Annotated in this window: 15 protein-coding genes; 8 read left to right on the forward strand and 7 right to left on the reverse strand. The window is 61.9% G+C overall.

Going from position 1 to position 16,776, the window contains the following annotated elements:
• Position 1: 1 nt before the first annotated feature.
• The 4 genes from tatC to ACSQ2A_RS18770 all read left to right on the forward strand — a co-directional run bounded on the left by tatC (position 2) and on the right by ACSQ2A_RS18770 (position 4,521).
• Entirely contained in the window at positions 2–844 is an 843-nt protein-coding gene (gene tatC, locus ACSQ2A_RS18755; protein WP_295411766.1) for a twin-arginine translocase subunit TatC, read from the forward strand.
• Positions 845–964: 120 nt separating this feature from the next.
• A complete protein-coding gene (gene serS / locus ACSQ2A_RS18760) occupies positions 965–2,293 on the forward strand; it encodes a serine--tRNA ligase (protein WP_436073448.1) in 1,329 nt (442 codons plus the stop codon).
• Between the two features lie 3 nt (positions 2,294–2,296).
• On the forward strand, positions 2,297–3,073 hold the full coding sequence (gene surE / locus ACSQ2A_RS18765) for a 5'/3'-nucleotidase SurE (protein ID WP_436073449.1): 777 nt from the start codon (positions 2,297–2,299) through the stop codon (positions 3,071–3,073).
• A gap of 539 nt (positions 3,074–3,612) precedes the next feature.
• Positions 3,613–4,521 carry a peptidoglycan DD-metalloendopeptidase family protein gene (locus ACSQ2A_RS18770; RefSeq protein WP_436073450.1) on the forward strand — a complete coding sequence of 303 codons (909 nt, stop codon included), beginning with the start codon at positions 3,613–3,615 and terminating at the stop codon, positions 4,519–4,521.
• 69 nt (positions 4,522–4,590) lie between these two features.
• Here ACSQ2A_RS18770 and ACSQ2A_RS18775 read toward each other — a convergent pair whose 3' ends face one another.
• Positions 4,591–5,457 carry an ATP-binding protein gene (locus tag ACSQ2A_RS18775; RefSeq protein ID WP_436073451.1) on the reverse strand — a complete coding sequence of 289 codons (867 nt, stop codon included), beginning with the start codon at positions 5,455–5,457 and terminating at the stop codon, positions 4,591–4,593.
• A gap of 193 nt (positions 5,458–5,650) precedes the next feature.
• Between ACSQ2A_RS18775 and yajC the strand changes: the two genes are divergently transcribed.
• The 4 genes from yajC (at position 5,651) to ACSQ2A_RS18795 (ending at position 9,910) form a co-directional block, all read left to right on the forward strand.
• Positions 5,651–6,001, forward strand: a complete 351-nt coding sequence (yajC, locus tag ACSQ2A_RS18780) for a preprotein translocase subunit YajC (protein WP_295411771.1) — start codon at positions 5,651–5,653, stop codon at positions 5,999–6,001.
• Positions 6,002–6,118: 117 nt separating this feature from the next.
• Positions 6,119–8,674 carry a protein translocase subunit SecD gene (gene secD, locus ACSQ2A_RS18785; protein ID WP_436073452.1) on the forward strand — a complete coding sequence of 852 codons (2,556 nt, stop codon included), beginning with the start codon at positions 6,119–6,121 and terminating at the stop codon, positions 8,672–8,674.
• Complete coding sequence (locus ACSQ2A_RS18790; RefSeq protein WP_436073453.1) at positions 8,658–9,065, forward strand: Mth938-like domain-containing protein; 408 nt, start codon at positions 8,658–8,660, stop codon at positions 9,063–9,065. Before secD ends, ACSQ2A_RS18790 begins: the two co-directional genes overlap by 17 nt.
• Positions 9,065–9,910 (forward strand): phytoene/squalene synthase family protein, encoded by an 846-nt coding sequence (locus ACSQ2A_RS18795; RefSeq protein ID WP_436073454.1) that lies wholly within the window; start codon positions 9,065–9,067, stop codon positions 9,908–9,910. The genes ACSQ2A_RS18790 and ACSQ2A_RS18795 overlap by 1 nt, the downstream gene beginning before the upstream one ends.
• On the opposite strand, the gene ACSQ2A_RS18800 is transcribed toward ACSQ2A_RS18795, so the two are convergent.
• The 6 genes from ACSQ2A_RS18800 to ACSQ2A_RS18825 form a co-directional block, all read right to left on the reverse strand.
• On the reverse strand, positions 9,907–10,350 hold the full coding sequence (locus tag ACSQ2A_RS18800) for a YiiD C-terminal domain-containing protein (protein WP_436073455.1): 444 nt from the start codon (positions 10,348–10,350) through the stop codon (positions 9,907–9,909). The two genes, ACSQ2A_RS18795 and ACSQ2A_RS18800, sit on opposite strands and share 4 nt — an antisense overlap.
• Positions 10,347–11,729, reverse strand: coding sequence for a methylenetetrahydrofolate--tRNA-(uracil(54)-C(5))-methyltransferase (FADH(2)-oxidizing) TrmFO (gene trmFO / locus ACSQ2A_RS18805; protein WP_436073456.1), 1,383 nt, complete (start codon positions 11,727–11,729; stop codon positions 10,347–10,349). The genes ACSQ2A_RS18800 and trmFO overlap by 4 nt, the downstream gene beginning before the upstream one ends.
• A gap of 184 nt (positions 11,730–11,913) precedes the next feature.
• Positions 11,914–12,063: a DUF1127 domain-containing protein gene (locus ACSQ2A_RS18810; RefSeq protein ID WP_082560911.1), complete on the reverse strand. Its 150-nt coding sequence runs from the start codon at positions 12,061–12,063 to the stop codon at positions 11,914–11,916.
• A gap of 198 nt (positions 12,064–12,261) precedes the next feature.
• Positions 12,262–12,414, reverse strand: a complete 153-nt coding sequence (locus ACSQ2A_RS18815; RefSeq protein ID WP_160194681.1) for a hypothetical protein — start codon at positions 12,412–12,414, stop codon at positions 12,262–12,264.
• A gap of 436 nt (positions 12,415–12,850) precedes the next feature.
• Positions 12,851–15,745 (reverse strand): excinuclease ABC subunit UvrA, encoded by a 2,895-nt coding sequence (gene uvrA, locus ACSQ2A_RS18820; protein WP_295411777.1) that lies wholly within the window; start codon positions 15,743–15,745, stop codon positions 12,851–12,853.
• A 234-nt stretch (positions 15,746–15,979) separates the two neighbouring features.
• The gene (locus ACSQ2A_RS18825) at positions 15,980–16,624 is read right to left on the reverse strand and encodes a LysE family translocator (protein ID WP_436073457.1); all 645 of its coding nucleotides are present in this window, start codon (positions 16,622–16,624) and stop codon (positions 15,980–15,982) included.
• Between the last annotated feature and the right edge of the window lie 152 nt (positions 16,625–16,776).

The following is a 16,776-nucleotide window of genomic DNA, read 5'->3' on the forward strand; positions in this document are numbered from 1 at the left end:
GATGGCCGACGCCAAGCAGCCGCAGCTTGAAGACAAGAACAAGCCCGAGGTCGAAGACGAACTCGCGGGCAGCGAGGCGCCGCTGCTCGAGCATCTGATCGAGCTGCGCAAGCGCCTGATCTACAGCGCCATTGCGGTCGTCGTCCTGATGATCGGGTGTTTCCTGATCTCGAAAAACATCTTCGACATTCTGCTCGGGCCATATCGTGGCGTCTATGCCAGCGACCCGACCCACACGATCGAGTTGATCTACACCGCGCCGCAGGAACTGTTCTTCACCGAACTGAACCTGGCCTTCTTTGGCGCCATCTTCCTCGGCTTCCCCTTCATCGCGACGCAGATTTATCTCTTCGTCGCGCCGGGCCTCTACAAGCACGAGCGCAAGGCGCTGGTGCCTTATCTCATCGCCACCCCGGTCTTCTTCGTCCTGGGCGCGCTGATGGTCTATTTCACCGTCCTGCCCATGGCCCTGCATTTCTTTGCCGGCATGGAAACGGACGAAATCAAGCTCATGCCGCGCGTGTCCGAGTATCTCGGCTTCGCCATGACGCTGATTCTGGCTTTCGGCATCTGCTTCCAGTTGCCTGTCGTCCTAACGCTTCTGGCGCAGATCGATCTGGTCAATGTCGAGATGCTCAAGAAGGGTCGGCGCTATGCTGTGGTCGGCATTCTGATCGTTGCTGCTTTGATCACGCCGCCTGATCCGATCTCCCAGATCGGGCTTGCCCTGCCGATGTACGCGCTTTACGAACTGGCGATCCTGTCTGTCCGATTTGTGCAGAAGCGCCGCGAGGCGGCACTGGCGGCGCAGGACTCCGGGCTTTCCGGCTCATCTAGCGAATAGCTGCTCCGCGTTCTCTCGCGGGTGCAGCTCAGTTCTGCCCCGCGGCGCTGGCAGGCGCGCCCCGGGACATAGACCCAGGGCCTGCGTCAAACCAGAGGCGGGCAGGGCCCGTAAGAACCGATGTTCGATATAAAGTGGATCAGAGCCAACGCCGAAGCTTTCGACGCTGCCGTTTCCCGGCGCAAGAACGTTTCCGTGCGGTCCTCCGATCTTCTGGCGATCGACGATCGGCGCCGCGAGATCATCGTCCGCCTCAACGAAGCGCAGGAAAAGCGCAACGCGCTTTCCAAACAGATCGGCCAGGCCAAGGCTCAGAAGGATGAAGCCAAGGCTCAGGAGCTGATGGCCGAAGTCGCGCGCCTCAAGGATTTTATCCCGACCGGCGAAGCCGAAGAGCGTGCGGTCGAGGCCGAGCTTCGTGCCGCATTGTCGGTTATTCCGAATCTCGCGCTCGATGACGTGCCGCAGGGTGACGACGAGAGCGACAATGTCGAGTATTTCGGCGCCAACGGCACAGCCGAAACCGCGGCACGCCAGCGTCCGGCCAAGCCGAGCTTCAGCTTTGCGCCCAAAGAACACTACGAAATCGGCGTGGCCGAGAAGGACATGGACTTCGAAGTGGCCGCCAAGCTTTCCGGCAGTCGCTTTGTGGTGCTGAAGGGCCAGATTGCGCGCCTCGAACGCGCCATCGGCCAGTTCATGCTCGATCTGCACACGACCGAGCACGGCTACCTCGAAGTGCAGCCGCCGCTGCTGGTTCGCGACGACGCACTCTTTGGCACCAATCAGCTGCCGAAGTTCGAGGAAGACCTCTTCTTCACCCCGCATGGCGACTCGCGCCTGGCGCTCATCCCGACCGCGGAAGTGCCGCTCACCAACATGGTGCGCGAATCCATCCTGTCCGAAGAAGAACTGCCGCTGCGTTTCGCGGCGCTGACCCCTTGCTTCCGCTCCGAGGCCGGCTCTGCCGGTCGCGATACCCGCGGCATGCTGCGCCAGCACCAGTTCGACAAGGTCGAGATGGTGTCGATCACGACGGCTGAAACCTCCATCGACGAGCATGAGCGCATGCTCGCCTGTGCCGAGACGGTGCTTCAGCGTCTGGGCCTCCACTACCGCGTCATGATGCTCTGCACCGGCGACATGGGTTTTGGCGCGCGCAAGACCTATGACCTCGAAGTCTGGCTGCCGGGACAGGACACCTATCGCGAGATTTCGTCCGTCTCGGTCTGCGGCGATTTCCAGGCCCGCCGCATGGAGGCGCGCTATCGTCCGTCCGGCGAAAAGCAGGCGCCGCGTTATGTGCATACGCTCAACGGCTCCGGCACTGCCGTCGGCCGTTGCCTCATCGCAGTCCTCGAAAACTACCAGCAGGAAGATGGCTCGGTGCTGATTCCCGAGGCTCTGCAGCCCTATATGGGCGGCCTCACTTCCATCGGAGGCAAGTGATCCATGCGCATCCTCATCACCAATGACGATGGTGTGGATGCGCCAGGTATCGCCATCATGGCCGATATCGCCGCCGCGCTTTCGGATGACGTCTGGATCGTGGCGCCGGATGGCAACCAGTCTGGGGCAGGGCACCGGTTCACGCTTGGCCGTGAACTGGTTCTTGAAAGTCGCGGCCCACGGCGCTTTGCCGTGGTCGGCGGATCTCCCGCAGATTGCGTCGTGGCGGGGATGACCCATGTGCTGGCCGATCATCCGGCCGACCTCGTTCTGTCCGGCGTCAATGCCGGGCAGAACCTGGGTGACATCGTTCATTGCTCCGGCACGGCGGCCGGCGCGCGCGAAGGCGCGCTACAGGGCGCGGTCGGAATCGCGATGAGTCAAGCGATCGACTACGAAAGAAGTCACGCAGTCGATTGGTCCAATTCGATTCGATTCGGGACAGAAGTTGTCCGGGCGATTCTTGCGGCGAAGGGGCGGGACGATGTTTTTTACAACGTCAATTTCCCGGTTTGCTCGCCTGGAGAGGTTGCGGGGATAGCAGCCGTGCCGCATCAGCGTTTCTCGCGCTCGGCTTTCCGGTACTACCCAAGCGACAGGGACGGCGAGTTTTTCGTGGCTATTCCCGAAACGCCTATGCCCTTGGATCCAAATGCGGATTTTGAGGTTTTGCGCCGCAGGAACACGATTACTGTGACCCCTTTTGCGCTGCAGCAGACGGAAAAAGTGGCGCTGGAACGGCTGGCGAAGCTGAGCTTGTCCCCATCCGGGCAATCTTAACCTTACTCAATCGACAACGTCGTGCGTTCGATTTTACTCAAATCGCATCGGTCTTAAGGTCGCTTTTACCTTACCGGCCTAGTCTCGTTTCCAGTGTTAAGTACCTGCGTACGAGTTAGCCGATGCGTAAAAACCTGTCTGTCAGGGTGCCTAAAGGTGCAGTCGCCGTGGCTGGTCTGTTAGTAGCAGCCGTCGGCTTGTCCGGTTGTTCAAGTCTTGGATCGCGAACGTTTGGCGATTCTACAACGACCGGCTCCGTCGCCCAGTCATCCGCACCCGCCACGCTGAACCAGCCTATGCCAGCCTCGCTTGGAGCCCCTGCGACGATGCAGGTTGCCGAGCAGCGGTTCTTGCCGCCGGCACCCATTGGTTCCGCCTGGGGCGCTTCTCCCGTTCAATCCGCGTCGCCCATGCAGTCGGGCTTTACGCAACCGGTCGGCTCGGTTTCGCCGATTGGTATGGGGGCGAGTGCGCCCTCGGTTCGATCCCAGGATCTTCCTGTACTGAGTTCTTCCGCTTCCATGGGAACCCCGCAAGCCATGCCCGCCATGCAGACTTCGGCCTCCGTGCCGTCTATGCCGCCCGCCGTTGCCCTCGGTTCGCTTCCGAGCTCCAACGCTGCCTTGCCAGTCAACAACAGCGTACCCAGCGCAGCTCCTGCAGCAGCGCCCGTGGTGGCAGCTGCGCCGACAACGGCCGGCGCCTATACCCACACCATTGCAGGCGGCGAGTCGCTCTATACGATCGCCCGCCGCTACGAGGTCACCACTCAGGCGCTGGTGCAGGCAAATGGCCTGTCATCGCCCGACAAGATCGTTGTGGGCCAGTCGCTGATCATTCCGGGCCGTCCGGACCTGGTGCGGACGCCGCAGACTGCAGCGCAGCCCGCCGTGCAGGTGGCAAGCGCCGCGCCGACCCAGACCTTGGGTGCTCCGCCCGCTCCTCTGGGCCGCCCGCAGGCAGCACCGCAGCAGGTCGCTGTCGCCCCCGCGGCTACTCCGGCCCCCGTTGCTGCGCCAGTCGCAACGCCTGCTCCCACCCAGGTCGCAACGGCGCCAGCCGCCGAGCCTGTCGCCTCTGGCAATGACAAGTTCCGTTGGCCGGTCAGCGGCCGCGTAATCACCGACTTTGCCGCCTCCCGCGGCACGGGTATCAATATCGACGTGCCCGAAGGCTCAACGGTCAAGGCCGCCGAGAACGGTACGGTTATCTATGTGGGCTCGGGCGTCGAAGGTTACGGCAACCTGATCCTCATCCGTCACCCCAATGGCTACGTGTCGGCCTATGCGCACCTCAACGGCATGAGCGTTGCCAAGGGTGCAGCTGTCAGCCGTGGCGACTCTATCGGTACGGTCGGCATGAGCGGTTCGGTCTCAAAGCCCCAGTTGCACTTCGAACTGCGCAAGGGCGCAACGCCGGTCGACCCGGTGCCGCTGCTCGCAAGCTAAAGTCAGCGACAAAACAAGAAGGGCCGGTGCGATGCACCGGCCCTCTTCATTTGTGCTTCGGCGTCGCCTCTAGACCACTTTGCCCTGTTCACCTGCGAGGCTACGAATGAGCTGGATAGCCACGCGGCCCGAACGGGAGCCGCGGGTGGCGGCCCATTCGATTGCACGGGCACGCAATGTTTCGTCGTCGAGAGCCAGACCATAATAGTCGGCATAGCCACGCACCATACTGAGATAGGTGTCCTGATCGGAATTGTGGAAACCGAGCCAGAGGCCAAAGCGATCCGACAGCGACACTTTTTCTTCCACGGCTTCGCTCGGATTGATCGCCGTCGAGCGCTCATTCTCGATCATATCGCGCGGCATCAGGTGACGGCGATTGGATGTGGCGTAGAAGAGGACATTGTCCGGGCGCCCTTCGAGGCCGCCGTCGAGAATAGTCTTGAGTGACTTGTAGCTGGTTTCACCGCTATCGAAGCTGAGGTCGTCGCAGAAGACGATGAAACGTGCGGAATTTCCAGAGATGGCGCGCATGAGTTGGGGCAGGGTGTCGAGATCTTCGCGGGCGATTTCGATCAGCACCAGCCGCTCGAAACCCCCGCGGGCACCGATATCAGCGTGAATGGCCTTGACCAGTGAGCTCTTGCCCATGCCACGAGCGCCCCAGAGCAGGGCGTTGTTGGCGCCATGACCGCGGGCAAATTGCTCGGTATTCTTGAGCAGGACATCGCGCACATGATCGATGCCGCGCAGCATGTCGAGCGGTACGCGGCTGACCTTGGGTACCGCCAGCAAGGCTTCGGATTCGCCCTGCCAATGGTAGGCATTGGCCTCGCCGAGCTCGAAAGCAGCAGTTCCGCCTGATGTTGTTTCCAGCGCCTCGGCAATGGCCTCGAGAGCCGTCGCGATACGGCCCAGATAGTCTTTGGTTTTCACCGGTTCAGTCCTTCAATTCAAGCGCGGCATTGTGTTCCCTGAATGGCTTTGCAATCACAGGGGGCCAAATGTATAGTCCGCGCGATTTTGGCCGGGGTGCAAGTGCACGGGACCCCATTCGCGTCCAGTCTGCAGCCGTGGGCTGCGTGGCGCTCTTCTCCCCCAAACAAGAAGAATCATAGGAGTTCGCCTGATGTTTGTAACGCCCGCTTTTGCGCAGGATGCAGCCGCACCCGCCACGGGAGGTTTCGCCGATATTCTGATCCAGCTTATGCCGATCGTTCTGCTGGTTCTGATTTTCTGGCTCTTGATCTTCCGTCCGCAGCAGAAGCGCCTGAAAGCACAGCAGGCGATGCTCTCGGCTATCCGCCGTGGCGACACCGTGGTGACCACCGGCGGCATCGTCGGCAAGGTGACCAAGGCCGTTGATGGCGAAGACCTGGAAGTCGAAATCTCCCAGGGCGTAAAGGTCAAGCTCGTGCGCGGCATGGTTGCCGACGTGCGCTCCAAGGCCGAGCCGGTCAACGACAACAAGCCGGCCTAAGCCGGACCGAACTAGCCGGAGCCTCGAAAGGCTCCGGCTTTCTGACTCTTTAAGCCGCATGTCTTCGTCCCGAAACCGATACCCACTTTCGGATGACATGCTCTAGGACGCCGTTTCATGAACCAGTCGCCGTTCCGCGTAGCAATCATCCTGTTCGTCGCGATCGCGGGTATTCTGTTTGCAGCCCCCAATTTCTTGCCCCAGCAAGTACGGGAAGCGCTCCCTGGATGGCTGCCCCAGCCAGGCCTGGTTCTTGGTCTCGATCTGCAGGGCGGTTCGCACCTGCTGCTCGAAGTCGATCGCGGGGGCATTGTCGCCCAGCGCTTGAGCGATGTGCGCCGCGACGCGCGCAACGTGCTGGCCAATCAGAACGGCATCGGCAACATCATCACCACCGATGAAGCCAACAACGCCATCTATATCGAACTGACCGATCCGACCCAGAAGGAGCAGGCAATGACCGCGCTCCAGGGCATCCAGAACACGGTCAATAACTCGCTGTTCTCGGCCGGCGTCGGTGTCAACGAACTGGCCTTTGCCGAAATGCCCGACGGGCGGATTTCGGTGTCGCTCACCCCCGATGGCATTACCCAGCGCATGAGTTCGCTGGTGGCGCAGTCCATCGAAGTCATCCGCAGCCGTATTGACGAACTGGGCACGACCGAACCCACCATCCAGCGCCAGGGTGATACCCGCGTCATGGTGCAGGTGCCGGGCTTTGGCGACTCGACCCGCCTCAAGAACATCGTTTCGCAGACGGCGCGCCTGACTTTCCACATGGTCTATCCGGGCCTGACCGCTGCCCAGGCCGAGGCCCAGGGTCTGCCTGCCGGCACGATGGTCCTGCCGAGCCAGGACGGCACCCGCGAACTGCTCTATGAAGACGTCGCCCTCGGCGGCGAATCCCTGGTTGATGCGCAGCCGTCCTACGACTCGCAGCGCGGCATCCCGGTCGTCAGCTTCAAGTTCGACACACGCGGCGCCGTCACCTTCAGCGAAATCACCTCGGCCAATGTCGGCCAGCGTTTTGCTATCGTGCTCGACAATACCGTCATCACCGCTCCGGTCATCCAGCAGCCGATTACCGGCGGCTCGGGCCAGATCAGCGGCAGTTTTACGACCGCCTCGGCCAATGACCTCGCCGTGCTGCTGCGTGCAGGCGCGCTGCCGGCCAGCCTTAATGTGATCGAAGAGCGTACCGTCGACGCCAGCCTCGGCGCTGACTCCATCCAGGCGGGTCTGACCGCAGGTATCGTGGCGTCGGTTCTGGTCGTGAGCTTCATGGTCATCGCCTATGGCGTTTGGGGCGTTTTCGCCAACGTCTCCCTGGTGCTCAACGTTATCCTGATCTTTGCCGCGCTTTCGACGCTGGGCTCGACGCTGACCTTGCCAGGTATCGCCGGTATCGTGCTGACCATCGGTATGGCCGTGGACGCCAACGTGCTGATCTACGAGCGAATGCGCGAAGAGCAGCGGGCAGGGCGCACGCCACTGCAGGCCATCAATGCCGGCTTCGAGCGCGCCTGGGGCACGATCGTCGACTCGCACCTGACCCAGCTTGTCGCCGCCGTCGTGCTGTACTTCATGGGCTCCGGCCCGGTTCAGGGCTTCGCCGTCACCCTCGGCCTCGGCATCCTGACCTCGCTCTTCACCTCCTATACGGTCACCTCCTACCAGGTGAACCTCTGGTATAAGCGCGTGCGTCCGAAAGAGCTGAAGATCCAGCATTTCCGCTTCATTCCGGACGGCACCAAGATCCCGTTCATGAAGATCTCGCGCTATGTCATCGCGCTCTCGATCGTCATGTCGGTGATTTCCATCGGCGCCGCCTATTTCAAGGGTTTCAACCTCGGCATCGACTTTGTCGGCGGCACGGCCATCGAAGTTCAGCATGTCGGTGGACCGGCAGATGCCGGCCTTGTTCGCGAACTGCTGAGCGATCTCGACCTTGGCGAAGTGCAGGTGCAGGGCTTTGGTACGCCTCAAGACCTTCTCGTGCGCGTACAAGCGCAAGAAGGCGGCCAGGCGGCTGACCAGATTGCCGTGCAGAAGGTCCAGGAAGCTCTCGCGGGTGAGCAATACGAGGTCAGGCGCACCGAAGCGGTGAGCGGCACGGTTTCGGGCGAATTGGCCTGGACCGGCACGATCGCCGTCATCATCGCGCTTGTCTGTATCCTGATCTACATCTGGTTCCGCTTCGAGTGGCAGTTCGCGCTCGCGGCCGTCACGACGACGTCGCACGACATCATCATGACCATAGGTCTGTTCTCGATCACAGGGCTGGAATTCAATCTCAGTTCCATCGCCGCGGTGCTGACGCTTGTCGGTCTATCGCTGAACGAAACCGTGGTCGTGTCCGACCGTATCCGCGAAAATCTGTTGAAATACAGGAAGATGCCGCTGCCGGAATTGATCGATCTCTCGATCAACCAGACCATCGTTCGTACCTCGCTCACCCAGTTCACCGTGCTTCTGGCGCTGGTGCCGCTGGTGCTGTTTGGTGGCGAGGCGCTGCGCAGCTTCACCATCGCCATGACCTTCGGCTCGCTCGTCGGCATGTATTCGTCGGTGATCGTCAACGGCCCGATCCTCATCAATTTCGGTCTCAAGCAGAAGACCGACGAAGAGCTCGCGGCCAAGAAGGAAAAGTCGTCGGATGGCGCTTCCGTCTGACCCCATTTCGACCGGCGCGGGCCGCTTCCCGCGCCAGGTCGGCATCGACGCCTATGGCAATGGCGGTTTCCGCTTCGCCGAAATGTCCCATCGAGGGTCCTTGCTCTGCCTGCCGACTGGCATGCTGGGCTGGGACGTCGCGTCTCCAGCTGAGCTCACTCTCGAAAGCCTGCAGCCGGTGCTCGAACTGGCGGAGCAGCTCGATGTGCTGCTGATCGGCCTCGGCATGGACATCGCGCTGATAGATCCTGCAATTCGCCAGGCGTTTCGCGATCATAAGGTGATCATCGAAGCTGTCGGCACCGGCGGCGCCGTGCGCACCTACAACGTGTTGTTGGCCGAGGAGCGGGCCGTTGCCGGCGCTTTCATCGCCGTCGAGAACGCCCGCTGATGTCTGCAGAGAGTTTTGCCCACGCCGCCCAGATGCTCCGGGAGAGCGATAGGGATCGCTATCTCTCCACGCTCGCCTTGCCTTCGGGCGCGAGGGACGGCGTCACCGCCATTCTGGCCTTCAACGCCGATATTGCCGGCATTCGCGAGCGGGTTTCAGGGCCCGCGCCGGGCGAAATTCGCCTGCAATGGTGGAATGATGCGCTGAAGGGCGATGGTCATGGTGCGGTCCGGCAGAATCCGCTGGCCGATGCGTTGCTGACGACGCTGGACCGTTACGCCTTGCCGCCAGGCACGCTGCAACGGCTGATCGGCGCGCGGCGCTTTGATCTTTATGACGATCCCATGCCGGATCTCGAGACGTTTGAAGGTTATGCCGGCGAAACGGCGTCCACGCTGCTGCAGCTCTCGGCCATGATCCTCAACGAGGGGCTGCCGGTAGAGCCCGGCGATGCCGCGGGGCATCTGGGCGTGGCGCAGGCTATGGTCGGACATCTCCGGGCTTTTGGCTATGTGGCGTTGCAGGGGCGGATCATGTTGCCCTGGTCGATCTTTCAGGCGAACGGCGTGCGCGAGGGCGAGATTTTTGCCGGCACTGATAGCGAGGGATTGCACGAGGCGCTGGGACAGATCACCGAGCTGGCGGAAGAGCACCTGAGGAAGGCTCGGGTAGCGATTGCTGCACTACCGAGCGGCCTGCGGCCGGCCTTTGCCATTCTGCCGGTCGTTGAGGCGCAACTACGCCTTTGGCAGCGGCGCGGCGGCTCGCCGTTCGCGGCGCCGGCCGACGAGGCGGATTGGCGCAAGATCGGCCGGATCGGCTGGTGGACGCTGCGAAACCGCTAAGCTTCGGAAATCGCGACGAACTCGCCGCTGAGACGACCTGCTGGTCTGCCTTCATAAAATAGTTCGGAGGCGACCGTGAGCCTTGCACGGCCGCGTCGCTGGAAGGTTTGGCGAAAACTCGGCCAGCCGGCCTCATCGAGGTGGGCCGACGCCTGAGCGGGACCGGATATCGGCAGGAGATATTCGGTAGTGGTCCGATGGATCACCAATTGGCTGGCGATGCCTTCGGCTTCAAGCCTCAAATACATGACCGACCACGCGGCCAGCAGCGCAAGCGTGGCCGAGCTGCCGCCGAACATGGTGCCGTGCATATTGATGTTGGGCGCGAGCGGAGCTTCAAGCAGGACGTGGTTGGCGCTGGCTTCCAAGACCTCCACGGCCATGGCCCGGGAAAGCGGGATATGGTCGTGGAGATAGGTGCGCAGCGCCTCGGGGGTCACTGCCAGACTTTCAGGTCTTCCAAGGCGCGGCTGGTGATGGCGCGGCGCTTGGCCATGGTCTTTTCCGGCCCACGCCAGCGCTTTACGCCTTCGGGCTTCTCAACTGATACTTCCGGGAAGAGGCCAAAATTGACGTTCATCGGCTGGAAGCTGCGGGCGCCGCTATAGCTTTCGGCTTCGATGTGGCCGCCGGTGACGTGGCCAATCAGGGCACCCAGCGCGGTCGTGATCGGGGGCAGCGGCAGGCTTTCGCCGCGGGCTTCTGCGGCGGTCAGACGGCCGGTGATGAGACCGACGGCGGCACTTTCGACATAGCCTTCAACGCCCGTGACCTGGCCGGCAAAGCGGATGCGCGGGTCGGCCTTGAGGCGCATGTCGGGGCCCAAGACCTTGGGGGAATTGATGAAAGTGTTGCGGTGCAGGCCGCCAAGGCGCGCGAACTGGGCATTGGCGAGGCCGGGGATCATGCGGAAGATCTCGGCCTGGATGCCGTAGCGCATCTTGGTCTGGAAGCCGACCATGTTCCAGAGTGAGCCCAGCGCATTGTCCTGCCGGAGCTGGACGATGGCGTAGGGCTTTACGGTCGGGTTGCGCGGATTGGTGAGGCCGACGGGCTTCATCGGGCCGTGGCGCAGGGTTTCGTCGCCGCGTTCCGCCATGACTTCGATGGGCAGGCAGCCGTCGAAATAGGGGACCTTTTCCCAGTCCTTGAACTCGTGCAGTGGCGCGGTTTTCAGTGCCTCTACAAAGGCATAGTACTGGTCGCGGTCCATCGGCAGGTTGAGATAGTCGGCGCCCGTACCACCGGGGCCGGCCTTGTCATAGCGCGACTGCTTCCAGGCGATGTCGTGGTCGATGCTGTCATAGTGGATGATCGGCGCGATGGCGTCGAAGAAGGCGAGGGAGTCTTCGCCGGTCTTGGAGAGGATCGCATCGGCCAGGGCGGGCGAGGTCAGGGGACCCGTCGCGATGATGACGTGGCGCCAATCTTCCGGCGGCCAGCCGTCCAGCTCTTCGCGGACCACGGTAATTCGTGGATGATTTTCAATGGCTTGCGTGACTGCGGCGGAAAATCCGTGGCGGTCGACGGCCAGTGCGCCACCGGCCGGCAGCTTGTGCTCGTCGGCCGCACGCATGATCAGCGAGCCGCACCGGCGCATCTCTTCGTGGAGGAGGCCGACTGCGTTCTGCTCGTGGTCGTCGGAGCGGAAACTGTTGGAGCAGACGAGCTCGGCGAAGTCGGTGGTGCTGTGCGCGTCGGTGGCTTTGACGCCGCGCATTTCGTGCACAATGACCGTGGCGCCGGATTCGGCGGCCTGCCATGCGGCTTCGGAACCTGCGAGGCCCCCGCCGATGATATGAATGGGTTCGTTTGACATGGCTGGCAGATACCAAGCGCCATGCCGACACGCAACTGAAAGCCCATTGCGCCGGGGAGAATAGCGCAGGTTACGGGGGCGGGGATAAGTTTCGTAACGCCGAGCGCCAGAAACAAAAACACCCGCGTCTCAGAGAGATGCGGGCGTTCGGTCTTTTACTTCAGAAGTATTCGCGCCGAAATTCTTAGAGCGAATTGGCATGATCGCGAGCAATGCGATTGATTTCGGTACGGTTGATGCCGAGATCATTCAGCTGGCGATTGTCGAGAGCAGCAAGTTCACGAACCGTCTGCTGGTAAGCGGCCCACTTCTTGAAGGTTTTTCGGATGTCCATTTGAGTTCTCCTGTCGTTTGCAAGGAGAGATATAGTGGAGACTAAGCCCAGCGAGCAGATAGAGTTTAGTCAAAGAAGCCATGCAATTTGCGCAGGGCGCGGCGGGGTGTCGTTAAGGCTCGGTTAAGGTGGATGCCAAAAGGATGGCCGCCGGACGGCAATCCGGCGGCCACTATTACTATTGAGGCTGGAAAGAGATCAGCGATCGAAGAGCGATCGCGTCATCTTGGAAAAGTCTGGGCCGGAAATGCCCAGTAAGTCGGCATCTCGCGTCGAGGGAACTTCCATCTCCCGCAACGTCTGCTTGATGTCGACCAGGCGCTTGATGCGCCAGACGGCACGTACAAACATGGGTCTATTCCAGTATGGCTGGTGGCTGCAGCTTCAAGATCGGCTGATTTGCGGGGCTGCGCCATGGGGCAAACAGCAGGCGCGGCATGCGTGCCGCGCATGGTGATTTCATCGATCTGACGCAAGACAGTGCTGTGACGGGCTAACGGCCTGCGCAGAACCGGCATTCTGGGGTTAGCAGACTGGTAGCATCGAGAGGCGCGTTGGCGCGAATTGGTGACTCGATGCGGGCAATTCAGGGCGTTTGTGGCGGGACGAGCACGCTATGGTCGCGTTAGCAGACTGCTAGCGTCGAGTGTGGCGTCGGCGGGACTAGGTGAATCCGCGCGTGGGGCTCCACCCCCTCCCATCCTCCCCCTCAAGGGGGAGGTGGTGCATCGCGTTTCTGAAAGGCCCTGTTGTTTTCCGAAGAGCGGGTGAGAAAAAGCAGCGGAGGCTACTCCGCCGCCTTTGTTGCGTAGTGGGGACGGCGGTCCATGACTTCCTTGAGGAAGTGGCCGGTGTGGGAGCGCTTGTTGGAGGCCACCTCTTCGGGCGTGCCTATGGCGACCACTTCGCCGCCGCCGTCGCCGCCTTCGGGGCCCATGTCGATGATCCAGTCGGCCGTCTTGATGACTTCCAGGTTGTGCTCGATGACGATGACGGAGTTGCCGCCTTCGACGAGTTCGTGGAGCACTTCGAGAAGTTTGGCCACGTCGTGGAAATGGAGGCCCGTGGTCGGCTCGTCGAGCATGTAGAGCGTGCGGCCGGTGGCGCGCTTGCTCAGTTCCTTGGACAGTTTTACGCGCTGGGCTTCGCCGCCGGAGAGGGTTGTGGCTGGCTGGCCGACCTTGACGTAGCCGAGGCCGACGCGCTGGAGGGTAGCGAACTTGTCACGGATGACCGGGACAGCCGAGAAGAAGTCCACGCCCTCATCGATGGTCATGTCGAGGACGTCGGAGATCGACTTGCCCTTGAACTGGACTTCCAGCGTTTCGCGATTGTAGCGCTTGCCCTTGCAGACGTCGCAAGTGACGTAGACGTCGGGCAGGAAGTGCATTTCGATCTTGAGGACGCCATCGCCCTCGCACTTCTCGCAGCGGCCGCCCTTGACGTTGAAGGAGAAACGGCCGGGACCGTAACCGCGCGCTTTCGCTTCCGGGAGGCCGGCAAACCATTCGCGCAGGGGCGTGAAGGCACCGGTATAGGTGGCGGGATTGGAGCGCGGGGTGCGGCCGATCGGCGACTGGTCGATGTCGATGACCTTGTCGAGGAATTCGAGGCCGGTCAGCGATTCATGCGGGGCAGGGACCACGCGAGCGCCGTTCAACCGGCGGGCAATGGCCTGGTACATGGTGTCGATCATCAGGGTCGACTTGCCGCCACCGGACACACCTGTGATGGCGACGAAGAGACCGAGCGGCACATCGACCGAAACATTCTTGAGATTGTTGCCGGTCGCGCCCTTGATGGAGAGCGCCTTGCCCTTCTTGCCTTCGCGACGTTCGGCCGGAATGGGGATGCCCATGCGGCCGGAGAGATATTTGCCGGTGAGGGAATCGGGGTGGTTGAGAATGTCCTCGGGCGAACCTTCGGCGACGATGTGGCCGCCATTGACGCCGGCGCCGGGGCCGATGTCGAGAACATAGTCGGCAGTCAGGATCGCGTCTTCGTCGTGCTCGACGACGATGACGGTATTGCCGAGGTCACGCAGGCGACGCAGGGTGTCCAGAAGGCGGGCATTGTCGCGCTGGTGGAGGCCGATGGAAGGCTCGTCGAGCACATAAAGCACGCCGGTCAGGCCCGAACCGATCTGGCTGGCGAGACGAATGCGCTGGCTTTCGCCACCCGACAGAGTGCCGGAATTGCGCGACATGGAGAGATATTCTAGGCCCACGTCGTTGAGGAAGTTCAGGCGCTCGCGGATTTCCTTGAGGATGCGCTCGCCGATCTGGCTCTGGGTGGCGTTGAGCTTGTCGGACAGGTCGACAAACCATTTTGAGGCCACCTTGATAGACATGTCGCTGACCTGGCCGATATGGAGGCCATCAATCTTCACTGCCAAGGTTTCGGGCTTAAGGCGATAGCCGCCACAGGCCACGCAAGGCTTGGCCGACATGTACTTTTCGATTTCTTCGCGCATGCCGGCGCTTTCGGTTTCCTTGTAGCGACGCTCAAGGTTGCCGATGACGCCTTCGAAAGGCTTTGATGTCTTGTACTGGCGCAGGCCATCGTCATAGACGAAGTTGATGGCCGTCTTGTCGGTGCCGTAAAGGACCGCGTGCTGGACGTCGAAGGGCAGCTCGTTCCAGGCGGTGCCGGTCGAGGCGCCGTAGTGCTTTACGACGGCCTGCAGGGTCTGCTGGTAATAGGGTGCCGAAGTCTTCGACCAGGGCAGAATGGCACCATCGCGCAGCGACAGGGTTGCGTCGGGCACGATCTGATCGGGGTCGATCTTCTGCTCGGTGCCGAGGCCATCGCAGACCGGGCAGGCGCCGAAGGGATTGTTGAACGAGAACAGGCGCGGCTCGATTTCGGCGATGGTGAAGCCGGAAACCGGGCAGGCGAACTTTTCCGAGAAGGTGATCTGGCGGGCAGAACCGTCTTCGTTCTTCTCGTCGGCGAATTCGACGAGGGCAATGCCTTCGGCGAGCTTCAGCGCGGTCTCAAAGCTTTCGGCGAGGCGGCCGGAAATATCGGGCGAAACAACGACGCGATCGACCACGACTTCGATGTCGTGCTTGAACTTCTTGTCGAGCGCCGGGGCGTCTTCGATCTCGTGATACTCGCCATCGATCTTCACGCGCTGGAAGCCCTTGCGCATGAGGTCGGCCAATTCCTTCTTGTACTCGCCCTTGCGGCCGCGTGCGATGGGGGCCAGCAGGTAGAGGCGAGTGCCTTCGGGGAGTTCGAGAGTGCGGTCGACCATCTGGCTGACGGTCTGGCTCTCGATGGGAAGGCCGGTGGCCGGGGAATAGGGAATGCCGACGCGGGCGAAGAGCAGGCGCAGGTAATCGTAGATCTCGGTGACCGTGCCAACGGTAGAGCGCGGGTTACGCGAGGTCGTCTTCTGCTCGATGGAAATGGCGGGCGAGAGGCCTTCGATGTGTTCCACATCGGGCTTCTGCATCATTTCGAGGAACTGACGGGCATAGGCCGACAGCGACTCCACATAGCGGCGCTGGCCCTCGGCATAGATGGTGTCGAAAGCCAGGGACGACTTGCCCGAGCCGGAAAGGCCAGTCATGACGATGAGGCTGTCGCGCGGCAGCTTGACGTCGATGCCCTTCAAATTGTGCTCGCGGGCACCGCGGACGATGATTTCGCGGTTCTGGCTGGGCGTAGGCTTCATAGTTCACGTCCGTGGCTTGTCGTGCCGATGGAGGGCACAGCAGCAATGGGGTCAAGGGGGGCCGGAGAGCCCATGAGATAAGCGCTGCTCAGCCCAACCGCAAGCGCCAGCCATGCATGGCTAGCCAGCGCGGCTTTCACTTTCGCTCGCGCGGGCACCTGGCCATAGCGTCCGGAAGGGCTTGCAAAAACACCTCTAGTTCTCATGAACATTTGCAGAACATTTCAAATTCCGTCAAGTGGCTGATGACATGGTGAGACCATGCCAGGCGGTGAAAATGGCGACGACGACGAAGAGGGCGCCGGCGCTGCGGCCGATCCAGATGGTTGCTGCGGGATTGTCCACGAGGGCATCGCGGCCACGGCCTGCAGCAAGGGCGAGCCCGCCATAGATGCCCCCCTGCATGAGAACCGTGATCACGCCGAGAGCGAAGGCCTGGGTCCAGGCCGGGCCGAATTCTGGGCGCACGAATTGCGGGAAGACCGCGAGCACAAAGAGATATGCCTTTGGATTGAGCAGGCAGGTGATGGTGCCCTGGCGGAAGGCGGCCCATTCGGTGCGCGTGGTGGCGCGGCCGATGCCGTCGACGGTGATGGAACTGCGCAGGAGCGTGTAGCCGATCCAGGCCATATAGGCGGCGCCGGCAAGGACCATGGCCTGGAACAGCATGGTGGGGAGCTGGGTGAGGACGCCCACGGCCACGGTGCCGAAAAGAGCGTGGACGGCGCCACCGAGCATGACGCCGCCGAGTGCGGCAAAGCCCAGGCGCCTGCCGCCGGTGAGGGCATTGGCGAGGATGTAGAACATGTCCATGCCCGGCACGACGATGATGCCGAAGACGAGGAGTGTGTAAATCCAGAGCGCCTGTGCGTAATCCATGCCGGTCCCCCGCGTGTGGGAATGGCAATGGATCAGGGCTGCTGACAGGGCGTGTCAGGAATCGGGCACGCACCGCGGCATCCCCCTCATTCCAACCGAATTCGCAAAAGCGAATTCGGTGAGCTGCGCGCCACCTTCTCCCGAGAGTCAGA

It is taken from the genome of Devosia sp. LjRoot3 (assembly GCF_964252865.1).
Lineage (GTDB): Bacteria > Pseudomonadota > Alphaproteobacteria > Rhizobiales > Devosiaceae > Devosia.